The 24963-nt window shown below is 38.8% G+C and carries 23 protein-coding genes; 10 read left to right on the forward strand and 13 right to left on the reverse strand.

The features are described 5' to 3' along the window. The first annotated feature begins 86 nt into the window (after positions 1–86). Complete coding sequence (gene azu / locus JEM65_RS07795) at positions 87–599, forward strand: azurin (RefSeq protein ID WP_199598383.1); 513 nt, start codon at positions 87–89, stop codon at positions 597–599. Between the two features lie 105 nt (positions 600–704). On the opposite strand, the gene JEM65_RS07800 is transcribed toward azu, so the two are convergent. Beyond that, positions 705–1706, reverse strand: a complete 1002-nt coding sequence (locus JEM65_RS07800) for a lipoate--protein ligase (RefSeq protein ID WP_199598384.1) — start codon at positions 1704–1706, stop codon at positions 705–707. A 206-nt stretch (positions 1707–1912) separates the two neighbouring features. Between JEM65_RS07800 and JEM65_RS07805 the strand changes: the two genes are divergently transcribed. Next, on the forward strand, positions 1913–2431 hold the full coding sequence (locus JEM65_RS07805; protein ID WP_199598385.1) for a hypothetical protein: 519 nt from the start codon (positions 1913–1915) through the stop codon (positions 2429–2431). A 227-nt stretch (positions 2432–2658) separates the two neighbouring features. On the opposite strand, the gene JEM65_RS07810 is transcribed toward JEM65_RS07805, so the two are convergent. Beyond that, the gene (locus JEM65_RS07810; protein WP_199598386.1) at positions 2659–4860 is read right to left on the reverse strand and encodes a RecQ family ATP-dependent DNA helicase; all 2202 of its coding nucleotides are present in this window, start codon (positions 4858–4860) and stop codon (positions 2659–2661) included. A gap of 88 nt (positions 4861–4948) precedes the next feature. Here JEM65_RS07810 and JEM65_RS07815 point away from each other — a divergent pair, with 88 nt between their 5' ends. Genes JEM65_RS07815 through lptB form a run of 4 tightly spaced genes read left to right on the forward strand, consistent with a single transcriptional unit; the run spans position 4949 to position 7883 of the window. Next, the gene (locus JEM65_RS07815; protein WP_199598387.1) at positions 4949–5914 is read left to right on the forward strand and encodes a KpsF/GutQ family sugar-phosphate isomerase; all 966 of its coding nucleotides are present in this window, start codon (positions 4949–4951) and stop codon (positions 5912–5914) included. Further along, positions 5914–6750: a twin-arginine translocase subunit TatC gene (gene tatC, locus JEM65_RS07820; protein ID WP_199598388.1), complete on the forward strand. Its 837-nt coding sequence runs from the start codon at positions 5914–5916 to the stop codon at positions 6748–6750. The genes JEM65_RS07815 and tatC overlap by 1 nt, the downstream gene beginning before the upstream one ends. Then, the gene (locus JEM65_RS07825) at positions 6743–7093 is read left to right on the forward strand and encodes a carboxymuconolactone decarboxylase family protein (RefSeq protein ID WP_199598389.1); all 351 of its coding nucleotides are present in this window, start codon (positions 6743–6745) and stop codon (positions 7091–7093) included. The genes tatC and JEM65_RS07825 overlap by 8 nt, the downstream gene beginning before the upstream one ends. Positions 7094–7142: 49 nt before the next feature. After that, complete coding sequence (gene lptB, locus JEM65_RS07830; protein WP_199598390.1) at positions 7143–7883, forward strand: LPS export ABC transporter ATP-binding protein; 741 nt, start codon at positions 7143–7145, stop codon at positions 7881–7883. 415 nt (positions 7884–8298) lie between these two features. Here lptB and JEM65_RS07835 read toward each other — a convergent pair whose 3' ends face one another. Together JEM65_RS07835 and JEM65_RS07840 are read right to left on the reverse strand one after the other, a co-directional pair. Then, positions 8299–8478 carry a hypothetical protein gene (locus tag JEM65_RS07835; RefSeq protein ID WP_199598391.1) on the reverse strand — a complete coding sequence of 60 codons (180 nt, stop codon included), beginning with the start codon at positions 8476–8478 and terminating at the stop codon, positions 8299–8301. 220 nt (positions 8479–8698) lie between these two features. Then, positions 8699–9208 (reverse strand): hypothetical protein, encoded by a 510-nt coding sequence (locus tag JEM65_RS07840; protein ID WP_199598392.1) that lies wholly within the window; start codon positions 9206–9208, stop codon positions 8699–8701. A 244-nt stretch (positions 9209–9452) separates the two neighbouring features. Between JEM65_RS07840 and JEM65_RS22850 the strand changes: the two genes are divergently transcribed. Next, positions 9453–9587: a hypothetical protein gene (locus tag JEM65_RS22850; RefSeq protein ID WP_262895237.1), complete on the forward strand. Its 135-nt coding sequence runs from the start codon at positions 9453–9455 to the stop codon at positions 9585–9587. A gap of 94 nt (positions 9588–9681) precedes the next feature. Then, positions 9682–9906: a hypothetical protein gene (locus tag JEM65_RS07845; protein WP_199598393.1), complete on the forward strand. Its 225-nt coding sequence runs from the start codon at positions 9682–9684 to the stop codon at positions 9904–9906. A 15-nt stretch (positions 9907–9921) separates the two neighbouring features. Here JEM65_RS07845 and JEM65_RS07850 read toward each other — a convergent pair whose 3' ends face one another. Further along, positions 9922–10797, reverse strand: a complete 876-nt coding sequence (locus tag JEM65_RS07850; RefSeq protein WP_199598394.1) for a DUF808 domain-containing protein — start codon at positions 10795–10797, stop codon at positions 9922–9924. A 38-nt stretch (positions 10798–10835) separates the two neighbouring features. Beyond that, positions 10836–11591 (reverse strand): CDP-alcohol phosphatidyltransferase family protein, encoded by a 756-nt coding sequence (locus JEM65_RS07855; protein WP_199598395.1) that lies wholly within the window; start codon positions 11589–11591, stop codon positions 10836–10838. Positions 11592–11942: 351 nt separating this feature from the next. Between JEM65_RS07855 and JEM65_RS07860 the strand changes: the two genes are divergently transcribed. Together JEM65_RS07860 and lnt are read left to right on the forward strand one after the other, a co-directional pair. Further along, positions 11943–12929: a PorV/PorQ family protein gene (locus JEM65_RS07860; protein WP_199598425.1), complete on the forward strand. Its 987-nt coding sequence runs from the start codon at positions 11943–11945 to the stop codon at positions 12927–12929. Positions 12930–13110: 181 nt separating this feature from the next. Next, complete coding sequence (lnt, locus tag JEM65_RS07865; RefSeq protein WP_199598396.1) at positions 13111–14700, forward strand: apolipoprotein N-acyltransferase; 1590 nt, start codon at positions 13111–13113, stop codon at positions 14698–14700. 449 nt (positions 14701–15149) lie between these two features. Here the strand turns inward: lnt and JEM65_RS07870 are convergent, their stop codons facing one another. The 7 genes from JEM65_RS07870 to JEM65_RS07900 form a co-directional block, all read right to left on the reverse strand. Next, complete coding sequence (locus JEM65_RS07870; protein WP_199598397.1) at positions 15150–16541, reverse strand: exopolysaccharide biosynthesis polyprenyl glycosylphosphotransferase; 1392 nt, start codon at positions 16539–16541, stop codon at positions 15150–15152. Between the two features lie 993 nt (positions 16542–17534). Continuing rightward, positions 17535–18551: a glycosyltransferase family 4 protein gene (locus tag JEM65_RS07875; protein WP_199598398.1), complete on the reverse strand. Its 1017-nt coding sequence runs from the start codon at positions 18549–18551 to the stop codon at positions 17535–17537. After that, the gene (locus tag JEM65_RS07880; protein WP_199598399.1) at positions 18502–19893 is read right to left on the reverse strand and encodes an O-antigen ligase family protein; all 1392 of its coding nucleotides are present in this window, start codon (positions 19891–19893) and stop codon (positions 18502–18504) included. Before JEM65_RS07880 ends, JEM65_RS07875 begins: the two co-directional genes overlap by 50 nt. A 39-nt stretch (positions 19894–19932) precedes the next feature. Continuing rightward, complete coding sequence (locus JEM65_RS07885) at positions 19933–21006, reverse strand: glycosyltransferase (protein WP_199598400.1); 1074 nt, start codon at positions 21004–21006, stop codon at positions 19933–19935. A gap of 279 nt (positions 21007–21285) precedes the next feature. Continuing rightward, positions 21286–22416, reverse strand: a complete 1131-nt coding sequence (locus JEM65_RS07890) for a glycosyltransferase family 4 protein (RefSeq protein WP_199598401.1) — start codon at positions 22414–22416, stop codon at positions 21286–21288. Next, a complete protein-coding gene (locus JEM65_RS07895; protein ID WP_233530572.1) occupies positions 22413–23378 on the reverse strand; it encodes a glycosyltransferase family 2 protein in 966 nt (321 codons plus the stop codon). The genes JEM65_RS07890 and JEM65_RS07895 overlap by 4 nt, the downstream gene beginning before the upstream one ends. A 31-nt stretch (positions 23379–23409) precedes the next feature. Continuing rightward, positions 23410–24948, reverse strand: coding sequence for a glycosyltransferase family 2 protein (locus JEM65_RS07900; RefSeq protein ID WP_199598403.1), 1539 nt, complete (start codon positions 24946–24948; stop codon positions 23410–23412). Positions 24949–24963: the final 15 nt, after the last annotated feature.

Raw genomic sequence — 24963 nt, forward strand, 5'->3', positions numbered from 1 at the left:
AAAAAAATGATGAGAATGATTTTGCCATGCTGAAAATAGCTCTTAATTTTGTAGATAATATAATTTTAATCTAAACTCTGTATAAAATGAAAAAATTAATCTTAGTATTCTTAGCCGCGGTGACCTTTAGTTGTGGTGAGAACAAAAAAGAAAACAAAACAGAAATGAATGCGGATACTCCAGTGGAGAACAAAACGACTCCAGTAGAAGCTGCTGACGCCAATGTGGCGGTTGTAACTATTGAGGGTAATGACCAAATGAAATTCAATAAAAATGAGATACGTGTTAAAGCTGGTCAAACCGTGAAACTTACATTAAAACATGTAGGTAAAATGGACAAAGCTGTAATGGGTCATAACTGGGCGTTGCTTACAAAAGATGCTGATATGGCTACTGTAGGTCAAGCTGCTGCCGTGGCTGCAGATAATGATTATATTCCTGCAGACATGACTGACAAGTTTATCGTTCATACAAAAATGCTAGGTGGAGGCGAAAGCACTACTATAGAATTTGAAGCACCAGCTCCAGGAACTTATATCTTTATGTGTACTTTCCCAGGACATTACGCATTGATGCAAGGCAAGTTTATTGTTGAATAATTGCAACACCATCATACTATTATAAAGCCGTAATTTCTATTACGGCTTTTTTATTGACTTGTTTTAAACGAGAGTTTACGGAAGACCATTTACTATAAAATCTAGTTACTCATCTTCACCATAGATCAAATCAATCAGCTCCTCTTTTTGAAGGTCTCCAAAGAATTCTTTTAAGTCAGTATCTTTTAATACCGTTTTAATTGTATTGTAATCATAGCGTACACCAGTGAGCAATTGCTCTAGCTGCTCCACAGGTTCTTTCCCAAAAAAGTCGCCATAAATCTTGAAGTCTTTAATATGTCCTTTTTCTACAAAAATTCGCAGGTCAATTTCCCCCGCAGTAAAACGCTTGCTACGCTGTATGTTGAATTTTGGAGAACGACCATAGTTCCAATCCCAAGTATCATATTTTTCTGCTTTTAATTGGTGCACTGCACTCCATTCTTCTAAGGTTAAATGGTACGTCTCAAAAGGTTCGCTTTCGTCATACAAACCTTCCAAAACTAATTTTCGAAAGTCTTCAATGGTTAAGGGTGCCTTTAAAAATTCAGAAATATTAGCCACCCGACTTCTAACCGATTTATGACCTTTTGATTCTATTTTGCTCATTTTAACGTTGAGCGCTTTGGCAACCTCACTCAAATCTGTATCCAATAATAAAGTTCCGTGACTTACCATCCGCTTGCCCGTAGAAAACTGGGCCGTACCGGAAATTTTCCTGTCGTCAACCTCTATGTCGTTCCTCCCTTTCAATTCGGCGTTAAGACCCAGATTATTTAAAACTTTGATGACGGGGGCAGTAAATTTCTTGAAATTGCTCAGACTCTTTCCGTCGTGATTGGTGATAAAACTAAAGTTTAGATTTCCAAAGTCGTGATAAACCGCACCACCACCAGACACCCGTCTCACAATATGAATATTATTATCTTCAACATAGTTGTGATTGATTTCTTCCAAGGTATTTTGATTGCGACCAATGATGATGGAAGGTTCATTGATGTAAAACAACAAATAATCATGGTCAGCACTAAAATGCCGTAAAATATACTCTTCCAAGGCGAGATTTAATCTGGGATTGGTGTGGCCTTCGTTCTCTATAAATATCATAGTGTCATCAAGTTTGACACAAAGATAAATAATTGTGCAGAGGAATTGGCCAATTTGGAATGGTGAATTAGGGACGAAATTGAAGAACCACGATCCTTCTCCTGTTTGAAATCGCATTTTTTGATAGCTTAGGAATTCTGAAGGTATCCGTTCTTTGGATTTTCAATTTTATAAGTTTAGTTTTACAAAAATTGAATCGCATTACCATGAAATTTTCTATTAAAAAGCTCCGCGCTGCTTTCAGTGACACCAAAACCAATGAGGCATTGGAAGCAGACACGTATACTGAAGACATTATTAATGACGTAGAAGGTGCGCCTTTTGCTCTCTCAGAAACCAATGTATTGTATGCTGGTTTGAGCGAATTGGCAGGTTACCATTATTTCAAAACCATAATTATTGGCACATTTCAGCTTAAGACCTTTAAGGGTGCAACCTTAATTGTAAATGGAACGGATTTTAAATTAGAGCTCAAATCGGATATGGAAGAACTGGAATCTGAATCCACTAACGGTTCCAACCGTCACCTTACCCGAATTGATTTTGAGATAGATAAGGACGCTATTTCCAAGATTTCAAGAACTACTGTTGAAAATATGGAACTCATTGCAAAAAAGAATCATATCCTGTTTTCCATAATAGAAGGAGGTTATGATGAGGGTTTGACAACTGAAGGATTGATAGATGAAGGTTTAGACAAGGACACACCTGTGGAAGATGCATAAATTGTCTTCACTTCTATAGAATCAGGGATCACCAATAACGGGAGACCAAGAACCGATGTCGGGTTAAATATCAACTGTTGAACCAGCTGGATTGTGACCATTAATTTAGTCATATGCTGACAGACTACCTAAGTTCACACACTTATTCAGCCGCACTATTTTATACGTTAAACCTGCTTTGTCCATCCGTACCTTTTGTGACGGTAGGAAAACCTCTAATGCATACATTAATTTGCGACTTCACTAATAAATTTAATGCGGTACAAACGCAATTCTTCATCATCATACTCGCCATCAAACTCGTCTATGGCCACATCAATTTTATCGGTATTGGATTCCATAAAATAATCATGGATTTCCTCTTGCTGATCGTCATCCAGAATATCATCAATCCAATAATTGATATTCAATTTAGTGCCAGAATACACAATGGCTTCCATTTCTTTAATAAAATCTTTCATGCTCATGCCTTTGGCAGATGCAATATCATCTAAAGGTAATTTACGGTCAATATTCTGAATGATATACAATTTTAAAGCAGAATTGGTTCCGGTGCTTTTAACCACCAAGTCATCTGGTCTTATAATATCATTATCTTCAACATACTGAGCAATCAATCCCACAAAGTCTGGACCATATTTTTTTGCCTTTCCATCCCCCACCCCATGTACATTACTCAGTTCTTCTAATGTCATCGGATATTTGAGCGCCATATCTTCTAAAGACGGATCCTGAAATATTACAAAGGGCGGTACACCCAGTTTTTTGGCGTTGCGCTTTCTGAGGTCCTTTAACATGGTCATCAAACGTACATCAGCAACACCCCCTTCGCCTTTTGCAGCGGTAATGATTTTTTCATCTGTAGTTTCATCAAACACATGATCTTCAGACATCATAAAAGAATGCGGCGCTTTCAAGTAGTCTTTCCCCACTTCAGTTAAGCGTAACACCCCATAGGTTTCAATGTCTTTTTTCAATAATCCGGCAACCAACACCTGACGGATCAAGGCCATCCAATAGCGCTTGTCCTTATCCTGTCCGACACCAAAAAATGGCATGGCATCTGTTTTATGGGAGGCAATCAGGGCGTTTGACTTTCCGGTAATCACATACACCAAATCTTTAGATTTATATTTATCATTAGTTTGGGCTACTGTTTGTAAAAGTACCACTACATTATCTTGGGCTTCGTGTTGCTTTTTAGGATAACGGACATTGTCATCCATATCGCCGCCATCGCCTGTTCCGTTGTCAAACTCTTCTCCAAAATAATGGAGGATAAACTTACGTCTGGACATTGAACTTTCAGCAAACGCAACAACCTCTTGCAAAAGCGCATGCCCTATTTCCTGTTCAGCCACAGGTTTACCTGACATGAATTTCTCTAATTTTTCAATGTCTTTATAGGCATAAAACGCCAAACAATGGCCTTCGCCACCATCACGCCCTGCACGTCCTGTTTCTTGATAGTAACTTTCTATACTTTTTGGAATATCATGATGGATAACAAAACGCACATCAGGTTTATCAATTCCCATCCCGAAGGCAATGGTGGCCACTACCACATCCACATCTTCCATCAAAAACATGTCTTGATGTTTCCCTCTGGTTTTGGCATCCAAACCGGCGTGATAAGGCACGGCTTTAATGCCATTTACCTGAAGCACCTGCGCCAGTTCTTCTACCCGCTTACGACTCAAACAGTAGATGATGCCTGACTTGCCCTCATTTTGCTTAACAAACCTGATAATGTCTGAATCTACATTTTTCGTTTTTGGCCGTACTTCATAATAGAGATTGGGCCTATTAAACGACGCCTTAAAGGTATTGGCATCTGTAATGTCTAAACTTTTAAGAATATCTTCCTGAACTTTAGGAGTGGCGGTAGCCGTCAATCCAATGATGGGAATATTGTCGCCTATGCGTTTTATAATATGTCTTAGATTTCTGTATTCCGGTCTAAAATCATGACCCCATTCACTAATACAATGGGCCTCGTCTACCGCCATAAAGGACACGGTTACAGATCGTAAAAACTGAACATTTTCTTCTTTGGTCAAGGACTCAGGGGCCACATAAAGCAGCTTTGTAATACCGTTGGTAATATCCTCCTTAACCTGTTTTATTTCTGTTTTATTTAAAGAAGAATTCAACACGTGGGCCACACCATCATGTTGGGACACGGCTCTAATGGCATCTACCTGATTTTTCATTAGCGCAATTAGCGGAGATACAATAATTGCGGTACCCTCTTTAATTAAAGCAGGTAGCTGATAACATAATGATTTGCCACCACCGGTTGGCATGATCACAAAAGTATTGTCTCCAGAGACTAAGCTTTTAATAACGCTTTCTTGGAGACCTTTAAATTTAGAAAATCCAAAGTATTGTTTTAGTGATGCATGTAAGTCAATTTCTTCTTTGTTCATTAATCCCTATTAGTATTTTATATACATTTGCATTAGGATTAAAGATACAATTTTCTTTATATGCATCAAACCGAAAAATCATTAAATTTTGAATATTAAAAATTCTATTCTAAGTACGGCTAAAAAAACCATCGACTTAGAGAGCTCAGCAATTTCCAATCTTGCCAATTTATTGAATGATGATTTTGCCCACGCCGTAGAAGTCATTTACAAATCTAAAGGAAGGGTTATTATTACAGGTATTGGAAAAAGCGCCATTATTGCCAACAAAATTGTGGCAACTCTTAATTCTACAGGCACGCCAGCGGTATTTATGCATGCTGCAGATGCTATTCACGGCGACTTAGGACTTATTTTACAGGATGATGTGGTCATTTGCATCTCAAAAAGCGGAAACACGCCAGAAATTAAAGTTTTGGTGCCTTTAATAAAGAACGCCAAGAATAAAATGATTGCCATAACCGGAAATATCACCTCGTTTTTAGGCCAACAAGCGGATTATGTTTTAAACGCCTATGTTGAGCAAGAGGCCTGCCCAAATAATCTCGCACCTACCACCAGCACAACCGCTCAATTGGTTATGGGAGATGCGCTAGCCATTTGCCTTTTAGAACTCAGAGGCTTCTCAAGTAGTGATTTTGCTAAGTATCATCCTGGGGGCGCCCTTGGCAAGCGTTTATATATGCGCGTGAGTGATTTGTCTTCTATGAATCAAAAACCTCAAGTGAGGCTAGACACGAACATTAAGCAGGTGATTGTTGAAATATCCGAAAAAATGTTAGGAGTGACCGCGGTAGTTGAAGATGACAAAATTGTTGGAATCATTACCGATGGCGATTTAAGAAGAATGCTGACCAATAATGATGAATTTATTCATTTGACAGCAAAAGATATTATGAGTTCAAATCCTAAACGAATGGACAAAAATGCGATGGCTGTGGATGCCATGGAAGTTATGGAAAGCAACGGAATATCACAACTTTTGGTAGAAAATGAAGGCAAGTATGACGGTGTAGTGCATATTCATGATCTCGTTAAAGAAGGCATCATATAATGGCAAAAACAAGCATAAATGAGATGTCCTTTTTAGACCATCTCGAAGAATTACGTTGGCACTTAATTAGAATTACCTTAAGCATTGTTATTGCAGGAGGGGTTGCATTCATTTTTTCAAGATGGATTTTTGATGTGATTATTTTCGGTCCAAAAAGCATGGATTTCCCAACCTATAAATACTTGTGCCAATTATCAACGTTTTTCAATATGGATTCTACATTCTGTGCAGAATCCTTTCCGTTCACCATTCAGAGTAGAACCATGAGTGGACAATTTTCTGCCGACATTTGGACCTCTATTTATGCAGGATTTATCATTGCATTTCCGTACATCATTTATCAGTTATGGCGGTTTATAAGTCCGGGGCTGTTAGACGATGAACGTCAAAGTTCACGCGGTTTCATTATCATCTCCTCCTTACTATTCTTTTTGGGCGTGCTTTTTGGCTACTATGTTATCACCCCATTGTCCATTAACTTTTTAGGAACCTATTCTGTAAGTAGTGAAATTACCAATCAATTTGACATCAGTTCCTATATCAGTTTGGTACGATCTTCATCTATTGCAGCAGGCTTGGTATTTGAATTGCCAATAATTATTTATTTCTTAACAAAAGTTGGGTTGGTTACCCCTCAAATCCTTAGAAAATACAGAAAATACGCATTGGTGGGTGTATTAATTGTTTCTGCCGTCATTACACCTCCCGATGTGGCGAGTCAGGTTATCGTGGCCATTCCCATTTTAATATTATATCAAATAAGTATTTTTATTTCGGCCATAGTGGTCAGAAATCAGTCCCGTAAAAACGGGAGTAAAGCCAAGAAACATGTCTGATATTGTAAAAGAATTTAATGCGTATCGCACCAAAATGAACGATAAAATTTTGGCAGATGGTAACAACAAAATCATAAAGCGTATTTTTAACTTAGACACTAATGCCTACGCAGAAGGAGCATTAGATGTCAAAACTAAAGAGCTTTTAGGTTTGGTGGCTTCAGCTGTATTGCGCTGTGATGATTGCATCAAATACCATTTGGAAACCAGCTATAAACACGGACTTACCAAAGCAGAAATCAATGAAGCCCTAGGCATTGCCACCTTAGTGGGTGGCACCATCGTAGTACCGCATTTACGCAAGGCCTACGAATTCTGGGAAGCATTAGAGCAACAAGCTTAACATCTTTTAATAAATAAAAATTGTAAGTTTGTTCCCATAAACAAAATCAATGAAGTTAAGCGCATCCAATTTAATGAAGTCCTACAGTGGGCGCCAAGTGGTTAAAAATGTCTCTTTGGAAGTTAATCAAGGGGAAATTGTGGGCTTACTCGGCCCCAATGGAGCAGGAAAAACCACCTCATTTTATATGATTGTGGGCTTGATTAAACCGAATGGCGGAAAAATCCATCTAGACAATCAGGAAATCACCAAATATCCGATGTACAAACGCGCACAAAACGGTATTGGTTATTTGGCCCAAGAAGCCTCTGTATTTAGAAAATTGAGCATTGAAGACAACATCTTGAGCGTTCTCCAAATGACAAAATTGTCAAAAAAAGAACAACTCGATAAGATGGAATCGTTGATTGATGAATTTGGATTGGGGCACATCAGAAAGAGTAGAGGCGATTTATTGTCAGGTGGTGAGCGCCGTCGTACTGAAATAGCACGTGCCTTGGCCACAAACCCTAACTTCATTTTATTGGACGAACCTTTTGCCGGAGTAGATCCTGTGGCGGTAGAAGACATTCAGCGTATTGTAGCCCAACTGACCAAAAAGAACATTGGTATTTTAATTACTGACCATAATGTTCAGGAAACCCTAGCCATTACTGATAGAACCTATTTAATGTTTGAAGGCAATATTTTAAAAGCCGGAAAACCTGAAGAACTGGCTGAAGATGAAATGGTCCGGAAGGTCTATTTGGGCCAGAATTTCGAATTACGGAAGAAAAAACTCTTGTTCTAGGGGGAAGTTTACACCCTATTTCTTGTGTTATGTCGTTGTGGGTGTTGATCCGCCGTTGTTGGTGTTGTACGCCGTTGTTGGTGTTTTTCACCAACAACTCTTTTTCTCGCAAAAATCCTATTCAACGTTATGCCGCTGTTGGTGTTTTCCACCAACAGCTCTTTCTCCCTCAAAAACACTACGCCGTTGTTCGTGTTTTCCACCAACAACCCTTTCTCCATCCAAATCCTATTACATTATAAATTTAGAGCAAAACCCGTCTTATAGCGACCTATCGTAGACATAAATCAATGTTGGTGAAAAACACCAACATTGGCAGTCTGGAAAACAATGTTGGTGGAAAACACCAACATTGGCATCCACGCCGTTGTTGGTGCTTTCCACCAACAACTCTTTCTCTATCCAAAATCCTATTTCATTCTAAATTTAGAGCGTAACCTGTCGTATAACGACCTGTCGTAGACATAAAACAATGTTGGTGGAAAACACCAACATTGGCAGCGTGGAAAACACCATCATGTGCAGCCTGAAAAACACCAACATGGGCATCCAGGCCGTTGTTCAAGTTTTCCACCAACAACTCTTCCGTGTTCATTCGCCGTTGTTGGTGTTAATACGCCGTTGTTGGTGTTTTTCACCAACAACTCTTTTTCTATGCAAAAATCCTATTAAATTCTACACTTAGAGCAAAACTTGACTTATAACAACCTATCGTAGACATAAAACAATGTTGGTGAAAAACACCAACATTGGCATCCAGGCCGTTGTTCAAGTTTTCCACCAACAACTCTTCCCACAATATACTCTTCCTATTTCTATCTAAAATCAGTCAGAAATCCGAAGTCATCTCCTAGACCTTCATAGAACCGTGCAGAAGAAAACTTATAATCAACGGAACTTCCACACATTCCAGCTTTAACAGGATTCTGATGGATATACTTTAACTTTTGTTCAATAATTGCATTAGAATACAGATCTATACATAGTGCATTCCGCTGCCAAAATTGATAGGTGCGATCTTTAGAAGCTACTAAAAACTGTTTTAAAACATCCCTATGATTATTCTCCAAATCTCTTTTAATACGCTGAGCGGTAAATTTCATAAAGCTCAATTGGGTATGTTTCAAAGAATATAGCAACGTAGGTTTCCAAATAATATGAATATGGTTATCCATTATAACATAGCCATATACAATAACTCTTTCGGCTTTAACCAAATATTGTAACGACTCAATAATGATAAGTTTATACGATTCTTGAAATAACAGTGTCTTCCAATCTAAAATTGTTGCGGTATAAAATTGTGGACAATTTTCTATGGTCATGGGTTTTAGATCCATGTATGAACACTTTTTTTTTAATTGGTATATGCGCTGTCCTGTTGTTGCTACGCCGTTGTTGTGTTTCTTTTACCCTGTTGTTGTGTTTCTTTTACGCCGTTGTTGGTGCTGATACGCCGTTGTTGGTGTTTTCCACCAACAACTCTTTCTCTATCCAAAATCTTATTTCATTCTAAATTTAGAGCGTAACCTGTCTTATAAATACCTGTCGGAGACTAAAACAATGTTGGTGAAAAACACCAACATTGGCAGTCTGGAAAACACCAACATTGGCAGCGTGAAAAATACGGACATTCACATTCACGCCGTTGTTGGTGTTTTCCACCAACAACACTCTCTCCATCCAAATCCTATTCCATTGTAAATTTAGAGCAAAACCTGACTTATAACGACCTATCGTAGACATAAAACAATGTTGGTGAAAAACACCAACATTGGCAGCTTGAAAAACACCAACATTGGCAGTCTGGAAAACACCAACATTGGCATCTAGGCTTTACAGCAAAAGTTATTTTCACGCCGTTGTTCGTGTTTTCCACCAACAACTCTTTCTCCATCAAAAATCTTATTTTATTCTAAATTTAGAGCGTAACCTGTCTTATAAATACCTGTCGGAGACTAAAACAATGTTGGTGAAAAACACCAACATTGGCAGTCTGGAAAACACCAACATTGGCATCTAGGCTTTAGAGCAAAAGTTATTTCCTAAACACACCCATCAGTTTTTTCACTCCAGTAAAGACCAACAAAGCTACCGCGCCAAAAACGAGCCCGATTACAAACTCTTTAATTATAGATGGCCAAGTCTCTAAGACGTGATGCAAAAAATCTAAATTGTGGGCAAAAATACCCCCGGCAACCAATAGTAGCGCAATGGTACCTATTACGCCCAAGCTTCTAATCACCCACGGTAAGGCATTAACTAACAAATGGCCAAAAAAGTCTGAAATGCTTTTTTCGTCATCGTTAAATTTGATCAAGCGGTACCCAAAATCGTCCATTCTCACAATCAGGGCTACAATACCGTAAACACCCACGGTTGCAATTAGAGCCACAATGCTCACCACCAGAATCTGAATAAGCAGCGGTTGCCCAATAACGCTCCCAAGTGCAATAATTACAATTTCTACAGACAGAATAAAATCTGTTAGAATGGCAGATTTGATTTTTGTCTTTTCAATTTCTAAAATATCAGCTTCTGAGAGGTCTTCGGTTTGCACTGTTTCAACACCCTCGTGGTGCGGTACCAAATATTCATAAAGCTTTTCTGCACCTTCATACGCCAAATAAATCCCGCCCAATATTAAAATCACGGTGACCGCAACGGGTAAGAAAGCACTCAGCAAAAAAGCGACAGGTAAAATAATGAGCTTATTTATAAAGGAGCCTTTAGTAATGGCCCACAACACGGGAATTTCACGGGATGCCACAAATCCGGAAGCCTTTTCCGCATTAACGGCCAAATCATCACCCAAAATTCCGGCAGTTTTTTTAGTGGAAATTTTGGCCATCGCAGCCACATCGTCCATAAGAACCCCAATATCATCTAAAAGTGCAAAAAATCCTGAAGCCATAAAGTGTTGTTTTATAGTATGAACTAATTTTAATAAAATTACTTCGTTAAAGTTTTAGAAAACAAAGATAGTAAGACATAAAAAACGATAATGATCGGTATGGCAACAAATTTGAACAATATGATAAAGACAACACATAAAATAATAAAAATATAACGTACGGCATTGTTTTTAAAACTCCAATCCTTAAATTTTAAGGCAAAAAGTTTGATGTTTGCATTGAGCAAATAACAGCTCAAAAACGTCATTATAATTAAAAACCAAGGGTTTAGTATAACCGTATTGATGGCATTGCTGTTTTGAAATTCCATAATCAAAGGCAAGGAAATAATCAGCAAAGCATTGGCTGGTGTTGGCAAGCCTGTAAAAGAGGACTGTTGCTCTTCGTCCAGATTAAATTTTGCCAATCGATAGGCCGACGCCAAGGTAATAAATAGACCTATCAATGCTAGTGGAGAAAATCGGATAGATATCCAATGCATCGCACTGCCCCACTCGTCGCCAAACATAAAAGTACTGCTATTGGTGGCTAAGGTCAATAATTTAAACATGATAATACCTGGCACCAATCCACTGGTCACCATATCTGCCAAAGAATCCAATTGAAGACCCAGCGGACTTTGGACATTCAGTTTTCTCGCCACCAGTCCATCAAAAAAATCGAAGAAGATGCCTAAAAATACAAAAAGTGCTGCCGCAACAAAGTTATTCTGAACGGCAAATAAAACCGCAATGCTACCACAAAAGAGATTGAGTAGCGTGATGATATTGGGAAGATGTCTTTTTATAGCCATGGTATAAGTTTGTGTAAAAATAACAAACTATTTTTATAAGAAAATGCTTAATGTGCATTATTGAATGGTTATTTTACCAAAAAATGAACAACCTCCACCCAAGGGTACGAGGTATCAAGTANNAGAGCGTCGGGGAGTAAAACCCAAGGATCCCGCTAAAAATCGGGATTGTTATAACTATCTGTTTTAAAAAGTTGCCGCGTAGTGTTTCTAAAAACAGAGTTTCACTACCAAAAATATTATGCATCTTTGTAAAAATTTTCGCTATTGAAAACACCTGCCTTCGTTGCATTTTTTCTATTGACTCTTCTTGTTTCCGGACAGACCGCTCGTAAATATTCCAATGAATTCATGAACATTGGTGTGGATGCTGCTGCCTTAGGCATGAGCAATGCTGTGGTATCACAATCTGCTGATGTCAATTCGGGATATTGGAATCCCGCCGGATTGACTCATCTTGAGGATAACCAGATAGCATTGATGCACTCCAGCTATTTTGCAAATATTGCCAATTATAATTATTTAGCCTTTGCCATGCCGCTAGACGATAAAAGCGCGCTGGGCATATCTTTGATCAGGTTTGGTGTGGACGACATTTTAGATACCACACAATTAATTGACGATCAGGGCAATATCAATTACGACCGGATCAGCCTATTTTCGACCGCCGATTATGGTTTGACCTTTTCCTATGCCCGCAAAATTCCTTTGGACGGGTTTAGTTATGGCGTGAATGCAAAAGTGATCCGAAGGATTATTGGTGATTTTGCATCTTCTTGGGGTTTTGGACTCGATTTGGGGCTTCAATTCGAATCACAAAACGATTGGAAATTCGGGGTCATGGTAAGAGACATTACGACCACCTTTAACGCTTGGTCCTTTAACAAAGAGAAGCTTGCCACTATAAAAGATGCCGTAGAAGGACAAAACCAGGACGTGCCGGAAGCTACGGAGGTGACCATCCCAAAACTGCAAGTGGGCATGTCTAAAAAATTCGTGTTTCACTATGATTATTCACTAGTTACCGCTTTAGACCTGAATGTGCGTTTTGAGCAAAATAATGATGCCATCTCCACCTCCTTTGCCAGCGTTACCCCGTCTTTAGGATTTGAATTTGGTTATACAGAACTGGTGTTTTTAAGAGTAGGCGTGGGCAATTTTCAGAATGAACTCCAATTGGATACTTCTGAAAATTTAACCTTTCAACCTAATTTTGGTGTAGGCTTTAAATACCGAGGCATTCAAATTGATTATGCGTTTACAGATATTGGCGATCAAAGTGCCGCTCTTTACTCCAACGTGTTTTCATTAAAATTGGATTTTAGCGTATTTAGATAATTTTTTTTCAGGTTTCTTGTTTCAGGTTTCAGGTTTCTTGTTTCTCAATAGTTGTTTCTCGTCTCTTCATTCTTAATTCTTAATACTTGTATCTTAATTCTTGTTCTATATTCTCTGTTCTCTTTTCTTTTTCCCATTCCTCCCTATTTCATTCTAACCAATTAGTTTGTAAATTTACGCAATGAAAAACTTTCTTTTAGTTATACTTTCAGGATTACTTTTAGCATTTGGCTGGCCCACTTACGGCTTTCCCCTCTTATTATTTATAGGATTTGTTCCACTTTTATTGATGGAACATCAGGTGCGAGGATCTCAGATTCGCTGGAAAAAACTGACGGTGTTTGGATACAGTTATGTAGGATTGATCATCTGGAATTACATCACTACCAATTGGCTACAATACGCGGACGTTTTTGGCGCCAGTTTCGCCATCTTAGTCAACTCTATGTTGATGGCGCTCATGATGGTCTTGTACCACAGCATCGCCAAACGGGCCACCACAAACATCAGTTTGCTATTTTTAATGTGTTTATGGATGGCTTTTGAAAAGCTGCATTTGGGATGGGATTTTTCTTGGCCCTGGTTGAATTTAGGTAACGGATTTTCAGAATATTTTACCTGGATCCAATGGTATGAATACACAGGGACCTTTGGGGGTACCTTATGGGTGTGGGTCGTGAATATTCTGATCTATAAAGGTGTTCTTAAATATCACGCTGAAAAATCGGTAAAGCCGCTAAAAAAAGATGGCATCATCATTTTAAGCACGATCGTGTTACCCATACTCATCTCTTTAACCATCTACCACACCTACAAGATTGGAGAGCAAGATATAAACGTCATTGCCTTACAACCCAATATCGATCCGTATTCTGAAAAGTACAATGTGCCCAATGAAGCCATTGCAGACTTGCTTTTAAAATTAACCGAAGAAAAGATCACACCACAAACAGATCTGGTGGTGGCTCCTGAAACGGTCTTTGCTGACCATGTAAAAATCAATCAATTGGAAGAGGCTTATTTTAAAAGAAAACTCGACCTGTACATTGCCGAGCATCCCAGCATCAATATCTTAAGTGGCATTTCTTTTATTAATTTCATTACAGATGAATCGCAAATCAAAGCACAATCCAATTATCACAGCAGCGGATTTTGGTATGACGATTATAATTCTGCAATGCTGCTCAATACAAGTGACAGTGTACAACTCTATCATAAATCGAAATTGGTGGTTGGCGTAGAGACCTTGCCTTATAAAGACATTATAAAACCAATAATCGGCGATTTTATGATCGATTTAGGGGGTACCTTGGCCATGAAAACCACGCAGGAAGAGCGTGAAGTATTCACCACCACCAATCCAAAATTAGCTGCGGCGCCAATAATTTGTTATGAATCTGTATATGGCGAATTTGTAACCGGTTATGTCCGAAACGGAGCCACAGTTTTAACGATCATCACTAATGATGCCTGGTGGGGTGAGACGCAAGGTCATAAGCAACATTTAAGTTATGCGCGACTACGGGCCATAGAGACCCGTCGGGATATTGTCAGAAGTGCCAATACAGGAATCTCAGCGCTTATCAATGCTAAAGGAGAGATCACCAAATCACTGCCCTACGGTACCCAAGGCGCCTTATCCGGTGCTGTAACTGCTAATGAAAAGCTGACGTTTTACACCCGAGCAGGCGATTATATTGCACGGATTGCGATTTTTGTTGCGATGTTTGTGTTTCTCATTACCATGTTTAGAAAACCAAGAATGAGTTAGTTCGGTGGGGTTTGAGGTTAGTTTTAATTTGGAGTTCGGAGTTCGGAGTTCGGAGTTCTGAGTTTGGAGTTTGGAGTTTTAAGTACACGGTGTTTAAATAGGTTATAATCTACTGCTTTCCACAAACTATCATAATTACTTATCCCTGCTTATAATCAGTACAAGATATTATGTTCAATTTCGACTTCAGTTTCAACTTCAATTTCAATTTCATTTTTGTGTTCGGTGTTCGGAGTTTAGATAAGTAAATCTTATTACATTCACAAACCATCATAATTACTTATCCCTGTTTATAATCAATATAAGATATTATGTTCGACTTCAATTTCAACTTCAATTTCAATTTCATTTACCTTTTCATTTTCAACTTCAAAAATCAAAAATCGCAAATCAACAATCTTCAATCTTCAATCTTCAATCTTCAATCTTCAATCGTAACTCCCAACTCCTCACTGTCCTCTATAATACAACACCGTACTCAAGGTCTTTACCATAATATTAAGGTCTAGAAAGAAGCCGCGATGTTTGATATAATAAAGATCATATTGGAGTTTTACGATGCTTTCTTCAACGGAGGCCCCGTATCTTGTTTTTACCTGTGCCCACCCCGTCAAGCCTGGTTTCACAATATGTCGGGTTTGATAGAACGGAACCGTACTGGCGAGTTCCTCAATAAAGAATGGGCGTTCTGGGCGGGGCCCGATGACACTCATCTCGCCTTTAATAATATTTATAAATTGGGGAATCTCATCAATCCGACTCCTGCGCAGAAACCTCCCAAAAGGAGTAACCCTCACATCATCCACTTGTGCCCACCTGGCACCAGCAGTCTCCGCATTGATAATCATACTTCTCAGTTTAATGATTTTAAATACGCGCCCATTTTTACCAACACGGTCTTGTCTATAAACAAGTGGGCCACTATTCCCAAAAAAATTACCAATCAGGATAAATGGCAAAATGACTAAACCGCAAAGCAGACCAAAGAGTGAAAATAAAACATCAAAAACACGGTTAAAAAATAGGTATAATGTATTCTGATTACTTCTACTAAAGGGAAAGTAGGTGTAAAAATCTTTGCCCACAAACTGCACCGGCACGCGATGTGTGATTTCTTCATACACTTGAGTATATTCTCTAATGGTAAAACCGCGTTCTAAAAGCAGCATCAAATCTGCGTAAATTTCTGCGCTAATCATATCAGAACTATAGCTGGCCACCACGATTTCTGAAATATGTTCATCTTTAACAACCTGCAATAAGGCATCAGATGGGTATTCTTTAATTCCTAGAGATTGATCAGAACCTAATTCAAGCGTATTACAACGTATAAAACCGACAATCTTATAATTAGGATCGGATGAGATCAGTGCATTAACAAAGGCTTCCAAAAATGCTACTTCGCCCACCAACACCACTTTTTTGTAAAATCTGGGAGAGGCCATCAAATTAACATACGCCACCCGCCAAACAAAGATAGCGACCACAATAGTCAGGTAAAAATAGACAATCTGAAGTCGTTTTTCTGGTAAAAACGGTGTAAGTATCGGGGTTAAAAAGTAAAACAAAACGGTTGTAGATACTGTAAAAACGAGAGTTTTAAAGGTTACGTCCAGCTGACTCGATTTCTGCAAATCGTACATTTCAAAGACGGTTCCAAACACGCTCAAATAAAACAGCAGTATAAGAATAGCAACCCTATTGTCCCAGGAAATTTCGAGATATGCAGTATCAAAAAAGAGGCCGAGCCAATACAGACCAAAAACCACCATAAATACATCTACTCCTCTCAGTAAGAGTTTGCGCTCTGACACTTGAAAATGGATGGCTTTTTGCGGCATGGATGGGAAGGTCTTCAGGCGAAGATAATAAGTCTTCTCAATTATGCAACACTATATCGGATTTTATGAGATTTATGAGTCGGAATTCTTCTCTATTCTCTATTCTCTGTTCTCTATTCTCTGTTCTCTATTCTCTATTCTCTGTTCTCTATTCTCTGTTCTCTATTCTCTGTTCTCTATTCTCTGTTCTCTATTCTCTGTTCAACATTCGTTATTCTATCCTCCTTATAATCAAACCAAAACCACCTCGTCTTCCGCTTCTTTCCTGAAGCAGAATCCACTCCTCCTTCACCAGGAGGAGAATTTAAGATGATAGTTAAATATTAAAATAAAGCAAACAAAATAATCGTCCGTGACACCGTGCTTTACTATTAACTTTCATTATTCGTGATTTGATATTCCATATTCGTGATTCTATTTTTTCTCTACTCTCTATTCTCTGTTCTCTGTTCTCTGTTCTCTGTTCTCTGTTCTCTGTTCTCTGTTCTCTGTTCTCTGTTCAACATTCGTTATTCTATCCTACTTATAATCAAACCAAAACCACCTCGTCTTCTGCTTCTTTTCTGAAGCAGAATCCACTCCTCCTTCACGAGGAGGAGAATTTAAAATGGTAGTTAAATATTAAAATAAAGCAAACAAAATAATCGTCCATGACACCGTGCTTCACTATTAACTTTCATTATTCGTGATTTGATATTCCATATTCGTGATTCTATTTTTTCTCTACTCTCTGTTCTCTGTTCTCTGTTCGCTGTTCAACATTCGTTATTCTATCCTACTTATAATCAAACCAAAACCACCTCGTCTTCTGCTTCTCTCCGGAAGCAGAATCCACTCCTCCTTCACGAGGAGGAGAATTTAAGATGATAGTTAAAGTTCTCTGTTCTATATTCATTATTCAACATTCGTTATTCATTATTCGTTATTCATTATTCATTATTGGATATTCGATATTTTTTCTCTCTCTACTCTCTACTCTCTACTCTCTACTCTCTACTCTCCATCCAACACCTCACTCCATTTCTCCTCCACCATTCCCCAATCAAACCGTTCTACTTTAAGTCTAGCTTTTACGTCCATAGCCTCAAGTCGTGTCGATTCATCAAAGAGAGAACAAACAGCGTCAGCCATCGCAACTGGATCGTTTGGAGGCACCAACCTCCCATCAACCCCATCTTCTATCAAATACGGCATCCCGCCAACATTTGTAGACACGACAGCAAGACCTAGGGCCATAGCTTCAATTACGCTCAATGGCGTATTGTCAAAATTAGTGGTATTGAGAAACACATTATACGCTTTGGAGAGCGCAATCCACGCGTCTTTTGAGAGTTTTCCGGTAAACCTGACCGTCAAATCCAAGGAGTCGGCCAAATTTTTTACTTTAATTAAACTCCCATCCGTATCCGGGCCTACCATGCACAACGTGGCATGATACCCACGATTTTTAAGTTCATATAGCACCTTAACCGCCAACTCAGGATTATAAATCCCGGAAAGGGAACGTACCCACAACAGTCTGGGCACATCAAAGATTTTTTTATGGAATGGATATTTTGCAAGGGTTATGGTGTTTGGAATATACACCACGTTTTGGAAGCCATACTGATAAAAATTTTCCTTTAAATACAACGAAGGAGAAACATTGAGATAAGCATTTCCAAAAAGTAGTTGGGACAATTTAGGACTGTTCTTTAAACGATGGGGCAAATTGCCACCATGAAGAATAGGAATATAGGGCAAATCCAGGAGCCGGCACAACTGACCCACCATTACCGCATAATAAAAATTCTGGGTACTATAGGTGTCAATCAACACCAAATCGGTCGTTTTATAAGTGCTCAAAGTCGTCCATAGCATATCCATAAGCCGTAGGGCCTTATTGCCAATACGGGAGGTATAACGGATTTTATAACCGCTTTGCGCAAGCAAAGGTCCTAAAACAGCGCTGTAACTGGCGTTACGCTGGGAGCTTTGGAGATGGTTTCCGACGTAGAGGAGGTTTTTCATTTTTGACGTGTAAAAGCGATAATGCATATAAAAAAGCGGGTGCTGCTATGCGCATCGCTGAGTGATTAATTGTGGCGAACCAGAAGGCCAAAAAAGAATAGAAAAATATATTGTTGCGATGCCTACTCCTAAAATCTAGAGGTTTAAATATCAATATCACTAAAATTAAAACGCCCAACAGGCCGTGTTCAGAAAGCAAACGACTCACTTCATTATGAGAGGCTACAATATTACCATCTTCTTCAAGACGCTCCTGCTTCATGCCGCTGGCTCCAACGCCTAGGAAAGGGTGTTCTTGAAAACCCTCAAATTCATTAACGAATAAATCTACTCTACCAGTTGAAATATCGCCCTTTTCTCGTCCTAAGGCATCTTCATTAGCGTACCGATTTCCGACCAAACCACTTGATTGTGTTAAACTAACCGTCCAGATCAGCATGCTCACAATCACTAACAAAAAGATGGAGACCATAATTTTCTGTTTCTGACGGAACTTAGCACCGCCATAAAAAATGACCAAAAAAACGGCAATCATTATCACCGCACCAAAAACGCCGCCCCTACTTAAAGTGACCAATGCTCTAAAAGATATGGCTGCCAATAGCACTAAGTTGAAAATTTTAAGAAATAAACTCGGCGATTTCATAAAAAATCGTACGGTTAAAGCGAACATCCCCAAACCTAACAAAGTGGACACTTGATTGGGGCCAAAGCCTCCTGAAGTGGCAAAATTTGATCCTGTTGAGGTCAGAACCTCCTTGACACTGGGATTAAATAAGAATAAATGCGTAGTCATTGTAATCAAAGGGTAGCTCATAAAAGCCACAATTTGGAGCAACACGTCTCGACTTATTTTTTTATCATAGCAGTACAAGGCTGAAATGCCAAGGCAGACGGGACCACTCAATACAAACGCCACACTCGTTCTAAAATTAAGATCATAACCTAAGGTGGTTGAAGCCACAAGAACGGCAGGCACCAGTAATATCAAATATATAAAATACGGATAGCCTTTACCTGAAATGCCGTCATAAAACATGCCCATTCCCATTAATAGGATCACAAAATATTTGGAAAATTCATAAAACAAACCGCCACCGGTCATTCGGAACAAGGATTCCGCCGCCACGAGGTAAGAGGCGCCAAACAAAACCCAGATGACCTTCTCATGTTTTGGGGTCACAATAATTTTAAAGATAAAAAATGCACAAACTACGCTGAAGTACAATTTTGAAAATTGCGGGATCATATTGATAAAAATCCCCATAAGGATATGAAGCACCACTAAGGCCACATAAGCATCATTGGTAAATCGATAACGATAAGTGGATTTGACTCTCATAGAGCGATATGATCAAGAGCTTGCAAAATACAGTTTTTTTTAGAGTTGAGAATAATAGGCGATCAATTTATCTTTAACGGCGGTTGCAGAGAACCCTGATAAAACATGATGGTTGATAAGATGACCAACGCTTTTTCGCTGTGAATGATCCCCGATTAAAGCACGTATTTGTGCTGCCAATAACTCGGGGTTTTGGGGCGGAACAAGATACTCCTGACAAGTTGTTGGGAGCACGCTGCTACAATCGCCTACATCGGTCGCTACCATAGGCAATTGCCCCAGGCCGTATTCTAACAGCGCCAAGGGCAGGCCCTCTGAAGCCGAGGATAAGACCCCAAGATCAGATTGCGCGATAATGGCAGTAGAATCAGGACAACTACCGTAGAAAAACACCTGCGATTCTAAGTGCAATTCTTCGACTAAATTAAAAACCGATTGGGAGTAGGCATCCTTAAAATCCTGCCCAACACAGTGCAGCGTCCATTCGGGGTAGTGGGCTTGAACTAATTTAAATGCATTCATCAAGGTAAGATGGTCTTTTTGGGCTCTTAAGTTGGCCAAACACAGGATGCGCTTGCCTTGAAGGCCTTTTAGGAGGGTCACTGGTGCCCTTGTTGGTTCCGTAATGGCAAAATTGGCTACATACGCCACCTTATCACAATTTAAATGCGCTTTCGCCCAGGCCTCTAAAACATGATTTACACTCAAAATCAAGGAGAAATACCCTGAGCAAAATCTAAGCACCTTATACTGGCGTGCCTCTAAATGACTACTGTTTCCATAATGATCGTGCCATACAATGTTTAAATTCGGAAGCATCCATGTCATAAGCGTTGCCATAAAAAAAGAGGTAGAATGGGCGTGCACAATCGTAATTTGCTCTGTTTTAAGATAGCGGTATAAGGTCATAATGGCACGACGATCAAGTTTGGCGCGTTTATTTAAAAATAGATAGTTAACTTTAGGATGCAAAGCCGCTTTTAACAAGCCTTCTTGGCGCGTTGCACACAGGTAGGAACCCTCAATACTTTCAGAAAGGGTATTGGCCAAATTAACCGCCATACGCTCCGCCCCACCAGCCTCCAAACTATCTATCAGTTGCAGTACCCGCATCCATCTATGCTTTGTAGTGATTATACATTATTTCTTCCTTTTTATATACTGTCGTTTAAAACCTAACAACATTGCTATCAATAGATTAACGTAGCCAATTCGCAAGATACAGTCTCATCATAACGAGGTTTCCATCAACATTACAAGATATCGTAGCTAAGCTAACCCATAACCCTTAACCCACAACACACAACACACAACCCACAACTCACAACCCATAACCCACAACCCACAACCCACAACCCATAACCCACAACACACAACCCACAACCCACAACCCTAATACCTATAAGTACCCAACAATACCCGCTCAATATCAGCTTCCAACCGATCAAAAGTATAGCGTTGTGACCATACCAAGGCTGCATTAGCCATGGCCTCTAAATCGGCAGTATTTAAAGCGCTAACAATCTGAGACACTGCCACCTCCAATTCTGGTGCTATCAAAATGCCGCGAGAGCCTTCTCCTAACATCCAATTGAGGCATGAGACATTGGTGGCAATTGGAATACATCCAAAAAACATGCCTTCAGCCACAGCCTTTGGCCAGCCTTCACTTTTAGAGGGCAAGATATTAAAATGCGCGTTTATCAAAGCCGCTTTAACCACACTTTTATCTTGATTACCATATAAAAACACGATCGATTCTAAGTGATTAGATTTAACGTACGCCTGCAATTCAGGCATTAATGGACCATCACCGTACATGTGTAAAATTACGGGGAACCCTTTTTGATGTAAGCTTTCAATAATTTGGAGGGTCAATAAAGGGCGTTTCCCTACCACTAGTGCGCCTGCAAACACAAAACTTAAGGTCTTTGTATACGTTTTAGGTTGAAATGCTACTTTTTCACTTTTTTTATAGGTGGCAGAGATGAACGGCTGAATATTCTTGGTTTCATTTGGCCATTCCCCGTACACCAGCACCTGCATATTCCGGGTTAAAAACGTATTGCGCAAAATAGCTTGTTGCAATCGGTAGGTCCAGGGTTGATCACTATTGGGATCCCAATTGCCCGCGTATTTGGTCGATTTTTTTTTATGAGGAAAAAAGATTTGTGCAAAACAAGCTACCAAACTCACATTGGCAGGACATCTTAAATGGATATGATCAGCCTGACGCATCACTTGCACGCATTTAAAAAAAACATAGGGTACTTTAAAAAGGGTTTTAAAAACATCTAAAATACCTAAAAGATTAAAATTGGGGACTGGTACAAATTTCAGATGCGTATGGTGATAAGCGGCATCTAATTCCTCAACCTTATGTGTTGATTTTTGAATACCAACCACCACCACTTCATCAACATAATTCCCCCAAAGATTCATTTCATTGACATACGGTGCGTACCCGTAATAACGGCCATCTTTAAAACTGTGTTGTACTAGAGTAAATATGGCGAGTTTCATAATTGATGTTTTGGCTTATTAAAGATTAGACTAATCAAGCCTATTAAGCGTCCGAGACCTTCAGTAAAAACGGCAGTCTTTTTTTTATTGGTTAAGACGCCTATAAAAGTGAGCTTCATCAACAAAAACGCGGTTAAATACCACTTAATCCTGGCTTTAGCATTAGGTTTTGGATACTTCACTTTCCAAATATACCATCCATTTCTAATCACCATTTTTCCATAGTGGTATTTATTTGGACGCCCTTGAGGTTCATGATGATGTGACAATCTCGCCGCAGTATTCACGTATAAAGGGCCCAATTTAGCCAATCTCAAACAGAAATCAGTATCTTCATATAAACCATATCCTTCAAAATAGCTTGAAAATTGGATGGTTTTAAAAACGGAGGTTCTATAAGAGGAAACGCCACCCATAAATTGCTCCACCTGATAAACCTTTCCTGATGGCGGTAAAAAACTTACAGAACGCCCATGAGAAAACGTAGGCAAATAACAAGGCGGCGTGTCTGGAGCCAACCCTAAATAGGATCTCACCCTAAATCTTATCGGTTCTTTACGTATCCATCCATCGTAATAAAAATGGTTGGAGTCTGGAGACGCCTCAGCTTTTTGCCATTCAACTTCATTAGTGATATAACCGCCTACACCCAATGCTTGTGGATATTGCACATAGGTATCTAATAAATTTTTAAAATACTCAGGATCGAGAATGGTATCATCATCTAAAAAACAGATGACATCTGATGCTTGGTCAACTTTTGAAATGCCGAAGTTGCGTTGTTTAGTCAAACCTCTGTGTTGCTCGTCAACTTTAAAGTAGCTTAAATTATGAAACTTATAACTTTCAAAAAGACATTCAGTCACATTATCCAATGAGGCATCAATGATTAAAATCTCATCAGGATGGAGGACTTGCACTTTTACCGAATTCAAAAGATTTAGTAAAGCTTTTGGGCGCATATAAGTACAAATTATCAATGAAAACCTCATATCAATATGTTCTTTTACCTAATGCCATTAATTTTTCTGCATAGAATACTGACTTTTGAAACTGTAATAATCGATATGGCATTTTTAAAAATTTAAAAGGAATTTCCCAAATGTTGCCTTTAAATAAAAATTGAGCGAAATACTTGTACTTATATTCTGTAAGCTGCTGTGATGTATAGTGCTTATGTATTTGATACATAATTGTTGGGCTCGGAACTGGTCGAATATGTTTTACGGGAACATCTAATTCCCAAGGTTGTGCTTTTCTTCTTTTTCCCATTATTTTAGCTTGCGAACCCCAGAAACGATAACCTCCTAAAGCTGGTTTTAAATGTAAATTTGCAGAGTAGGGATTTTGTAAAATTGTCACGCCTATTTTTAATAGTGACAATCCGAAATCAGAATCTTCTCCATAGCCTCCATCATAATTAACATCATTGCCAATTATCTGATTCACACAAGTACGTTTTACACATGTATTTGCATTGTTAAAAGTAAGAGCTGCACCAACTTTCTTTTGTAAATTGTTATAGGCTTTTAATTTATCATATAAATCAACTAATGTTTGCTCTTGATGATCCGCACGAACATCTAATCCATTACACGCATCAGCATCATAAGTTTGTAATAAACGGATATGATTTTTTATAAAATTAGGAGGAAGCCTAAGATCATCATCTCCAAAAATAATATAATCACCTTTACAGAGGTCAATAGCTTGGTTACGTGCTCTACAACTACCTTTGGTGGTTTGCCACACAAATTGAACTTCAAATGGAAAATTATTGGGGTTATAAAGAGATTCATCTCTTACTGCAAAGGGAGTTGCGTCGACTACAATAACTTGTGAGGGTTGGTGCTCCTGATGCAATAAATCTTGAAGAAGTTGTACCGTAAAATTTTGGCGCATCATGGTTGGAATGATGTAACTTACTGTTGGATTTCCTGATATATCTTTTAATTCACGTGACTCAACATAAGGCAGAGAAGTTCGCTTTTTATAATTCTTTTTAGCATAGAGCAACCCTCCCCATTCACTTAATTTCCAAAATCCTTTTCTATAGAGCATAAAGATAGAATGCTCTATCTTGAAATTTTTCCTGTAAAAAATGTAACGATCTTTGGTGGATATGTTAATCGATTCTATGTCAATTGTTGTAAATAAGCCTTTTACATAATAAGGAATAGCCCCAGAATTCCGTAGTGCATTAAATCCAAAATCCAATGCTTGTAATTGTTTATTTTGATAATCGGAATCAAAGCCTCCAAGTTGTTCCCATACAGTTTTACGAATAGCAAAATGATTCGGATTAATACGCCAACTTACGCACTCATCTAAGTCATCAAAATCATTTATAAACCAAAAAAACACAACGGTTTGATAAACAATGTCCTGAAATGCATTTTTATAACCTTGATCAAAAGAACTGTGCCAAATATCTCCATCACCTAATGAAAGTTTATCAAGCAACTCTAAATCGGGTTGGCCAACATAAATGACAAACTCACCATTACTATTTTGATACTCCTTAAATGTCATATTATTAGTCCTTTC

The organism is Gelidibacter salicanalis (genome assembly GCF_016469035.1).
Lineage (GTDB): Bacteria > Bacteroidota > Bacteroidia > Flavobacteriales > Flavobacteriaceae > Gelidibacter > Gelidibacter salicanalis_A.

Coding starts and splice junctions, on each gene's coding strand:
- azu (WP_199598383.1), top strand. CDS start 87: ATGAAAAAATTAATCTTAGTATTCTTAGCCGCGGTGACCTTTAGTTGT.
- JEM65_RS07800 (WP_199598384.1), bottom strand. CDS start 1,706: ATGATATTTATAGAGAACGAAGGCCACACCAATCCCAGATTAAATCTC.
- JEM65_RS07805 (WP_199598385.1), top strand. CDS start 1,913: ATGAAATTTTCTATTAAAAAGCTCCGCGCTGCTTTCAGTGACACCAAA.
- JEM65_RS07810 (WP_199598386.1), bottom strand. CDS start 4,860: ATGAACAAAGAAGAAATTGACTTACATGCATCACTAAAACAATACTTT.
- tatC (WP_199598388.1), top strand. CDS start 5,914: ATGGCAAAAACAAGCATAAATGAGATGTCCTTTTTAGACCATCTCGAA.
- JEM65_RS07825 (WP_199598389.1), top strand. CDS start 6,743: ATGTCTGATATTGTAAAAGAATTTAATGCGTATCGCACCAAAATGAAC.
- lptB (WP_199598390.1), top strand. CDS start 7,143: ATGAAGTTAAGCGCATCCAATTTAATGAAGTCCTACAGTGGGCGCCAA.
- JEM65_RS07835 (WP_199598391.1), bottom strand. CDS start 8,478: ATGAACACGGAAGAGTTGTTGGTGGAAAACTTGAACAACGGCCTGGAT.
- JEM65_RS07840 (WP_199598392.1), bottom strand. CDS start 9,208: ATGACCATAGAAAATTGTCCACAATTTTATACCGCAACAATTTTAGAT.
- JEM65_RS07850 (WP_199598394.1), bottom strand. CDS start 10,797: ATGGCTTCAGGATTTTTTGCACTTTTAGATGATATTGGGGTTCTTATG.
- JEM65_RS07855 (WP_199598395.1), bottom strand. CDS start 11,591: ATGGCTATAAAAAGACATCTTCCCAATATCATCACGCTACTCAATCTC.
- JEM65_RS07860 (WP_199598425.1), top strand. CDS start 11,943: ATGAACATTGGTGTGGATGCTGCTGCCTTAGGCATGAGCAATGCTGTG.
- lnt (WP_199598396.1), top strand. CDS start 13,111: ATGAAAAACTTTCTTTTAGTTATACTTTCAGGATTACTTTTAGCATTT.
- JEM65_RS07870 (WP_199598397.1), bottom strand. CDS start 16,541: ATGCCGCAAAAAGCCATCCATTTTCAAGTGTCAGAGCGCAAACTCTTA.
- JEM65_RS07875 (WP_199598398.1), bottom strand. CDS start 18,551: ATGAAAAACCTCCTCTACGTCGGAAACCATCTCCAAAGCTCCCAGCGT.
- JEM65_RS07880 (WP_199598399.1), bottom strand. CDS start 19,893: ATGAGAGTCAAATCCACTTATCGTTATCGATTTACCAATGATGCTTAT.
- JEM65_RS07885 (WP_199598400.1), bottom strand. CDS start 21,006: ATGCGGGTACTGCAACTGATAGATAGTTTGGAGGCTGGTGGGGCGGAG.
- JEM65_RS07890 (WP_199598401.1), bottom strand. CDS start 22,416: ATGAAACTCGCCATATTTACTCTAGTACAACACAGTTTTAAAGATGGC.
- JEM65_RS07895 (WP_233530572.1), bottom strand. CDS start 23,378: ATGCGCCCAAAAGCTTTACTAAATCTTTTGAATTCGGTAAAAGTGCAA.
- JEM65_RS07900 (WP_199598403.1), bottom strand. CDS start 24,948: ATGACATTTAAGGAGTATCAAAATAGTAATGGTGAGTTTGTCATTTAT.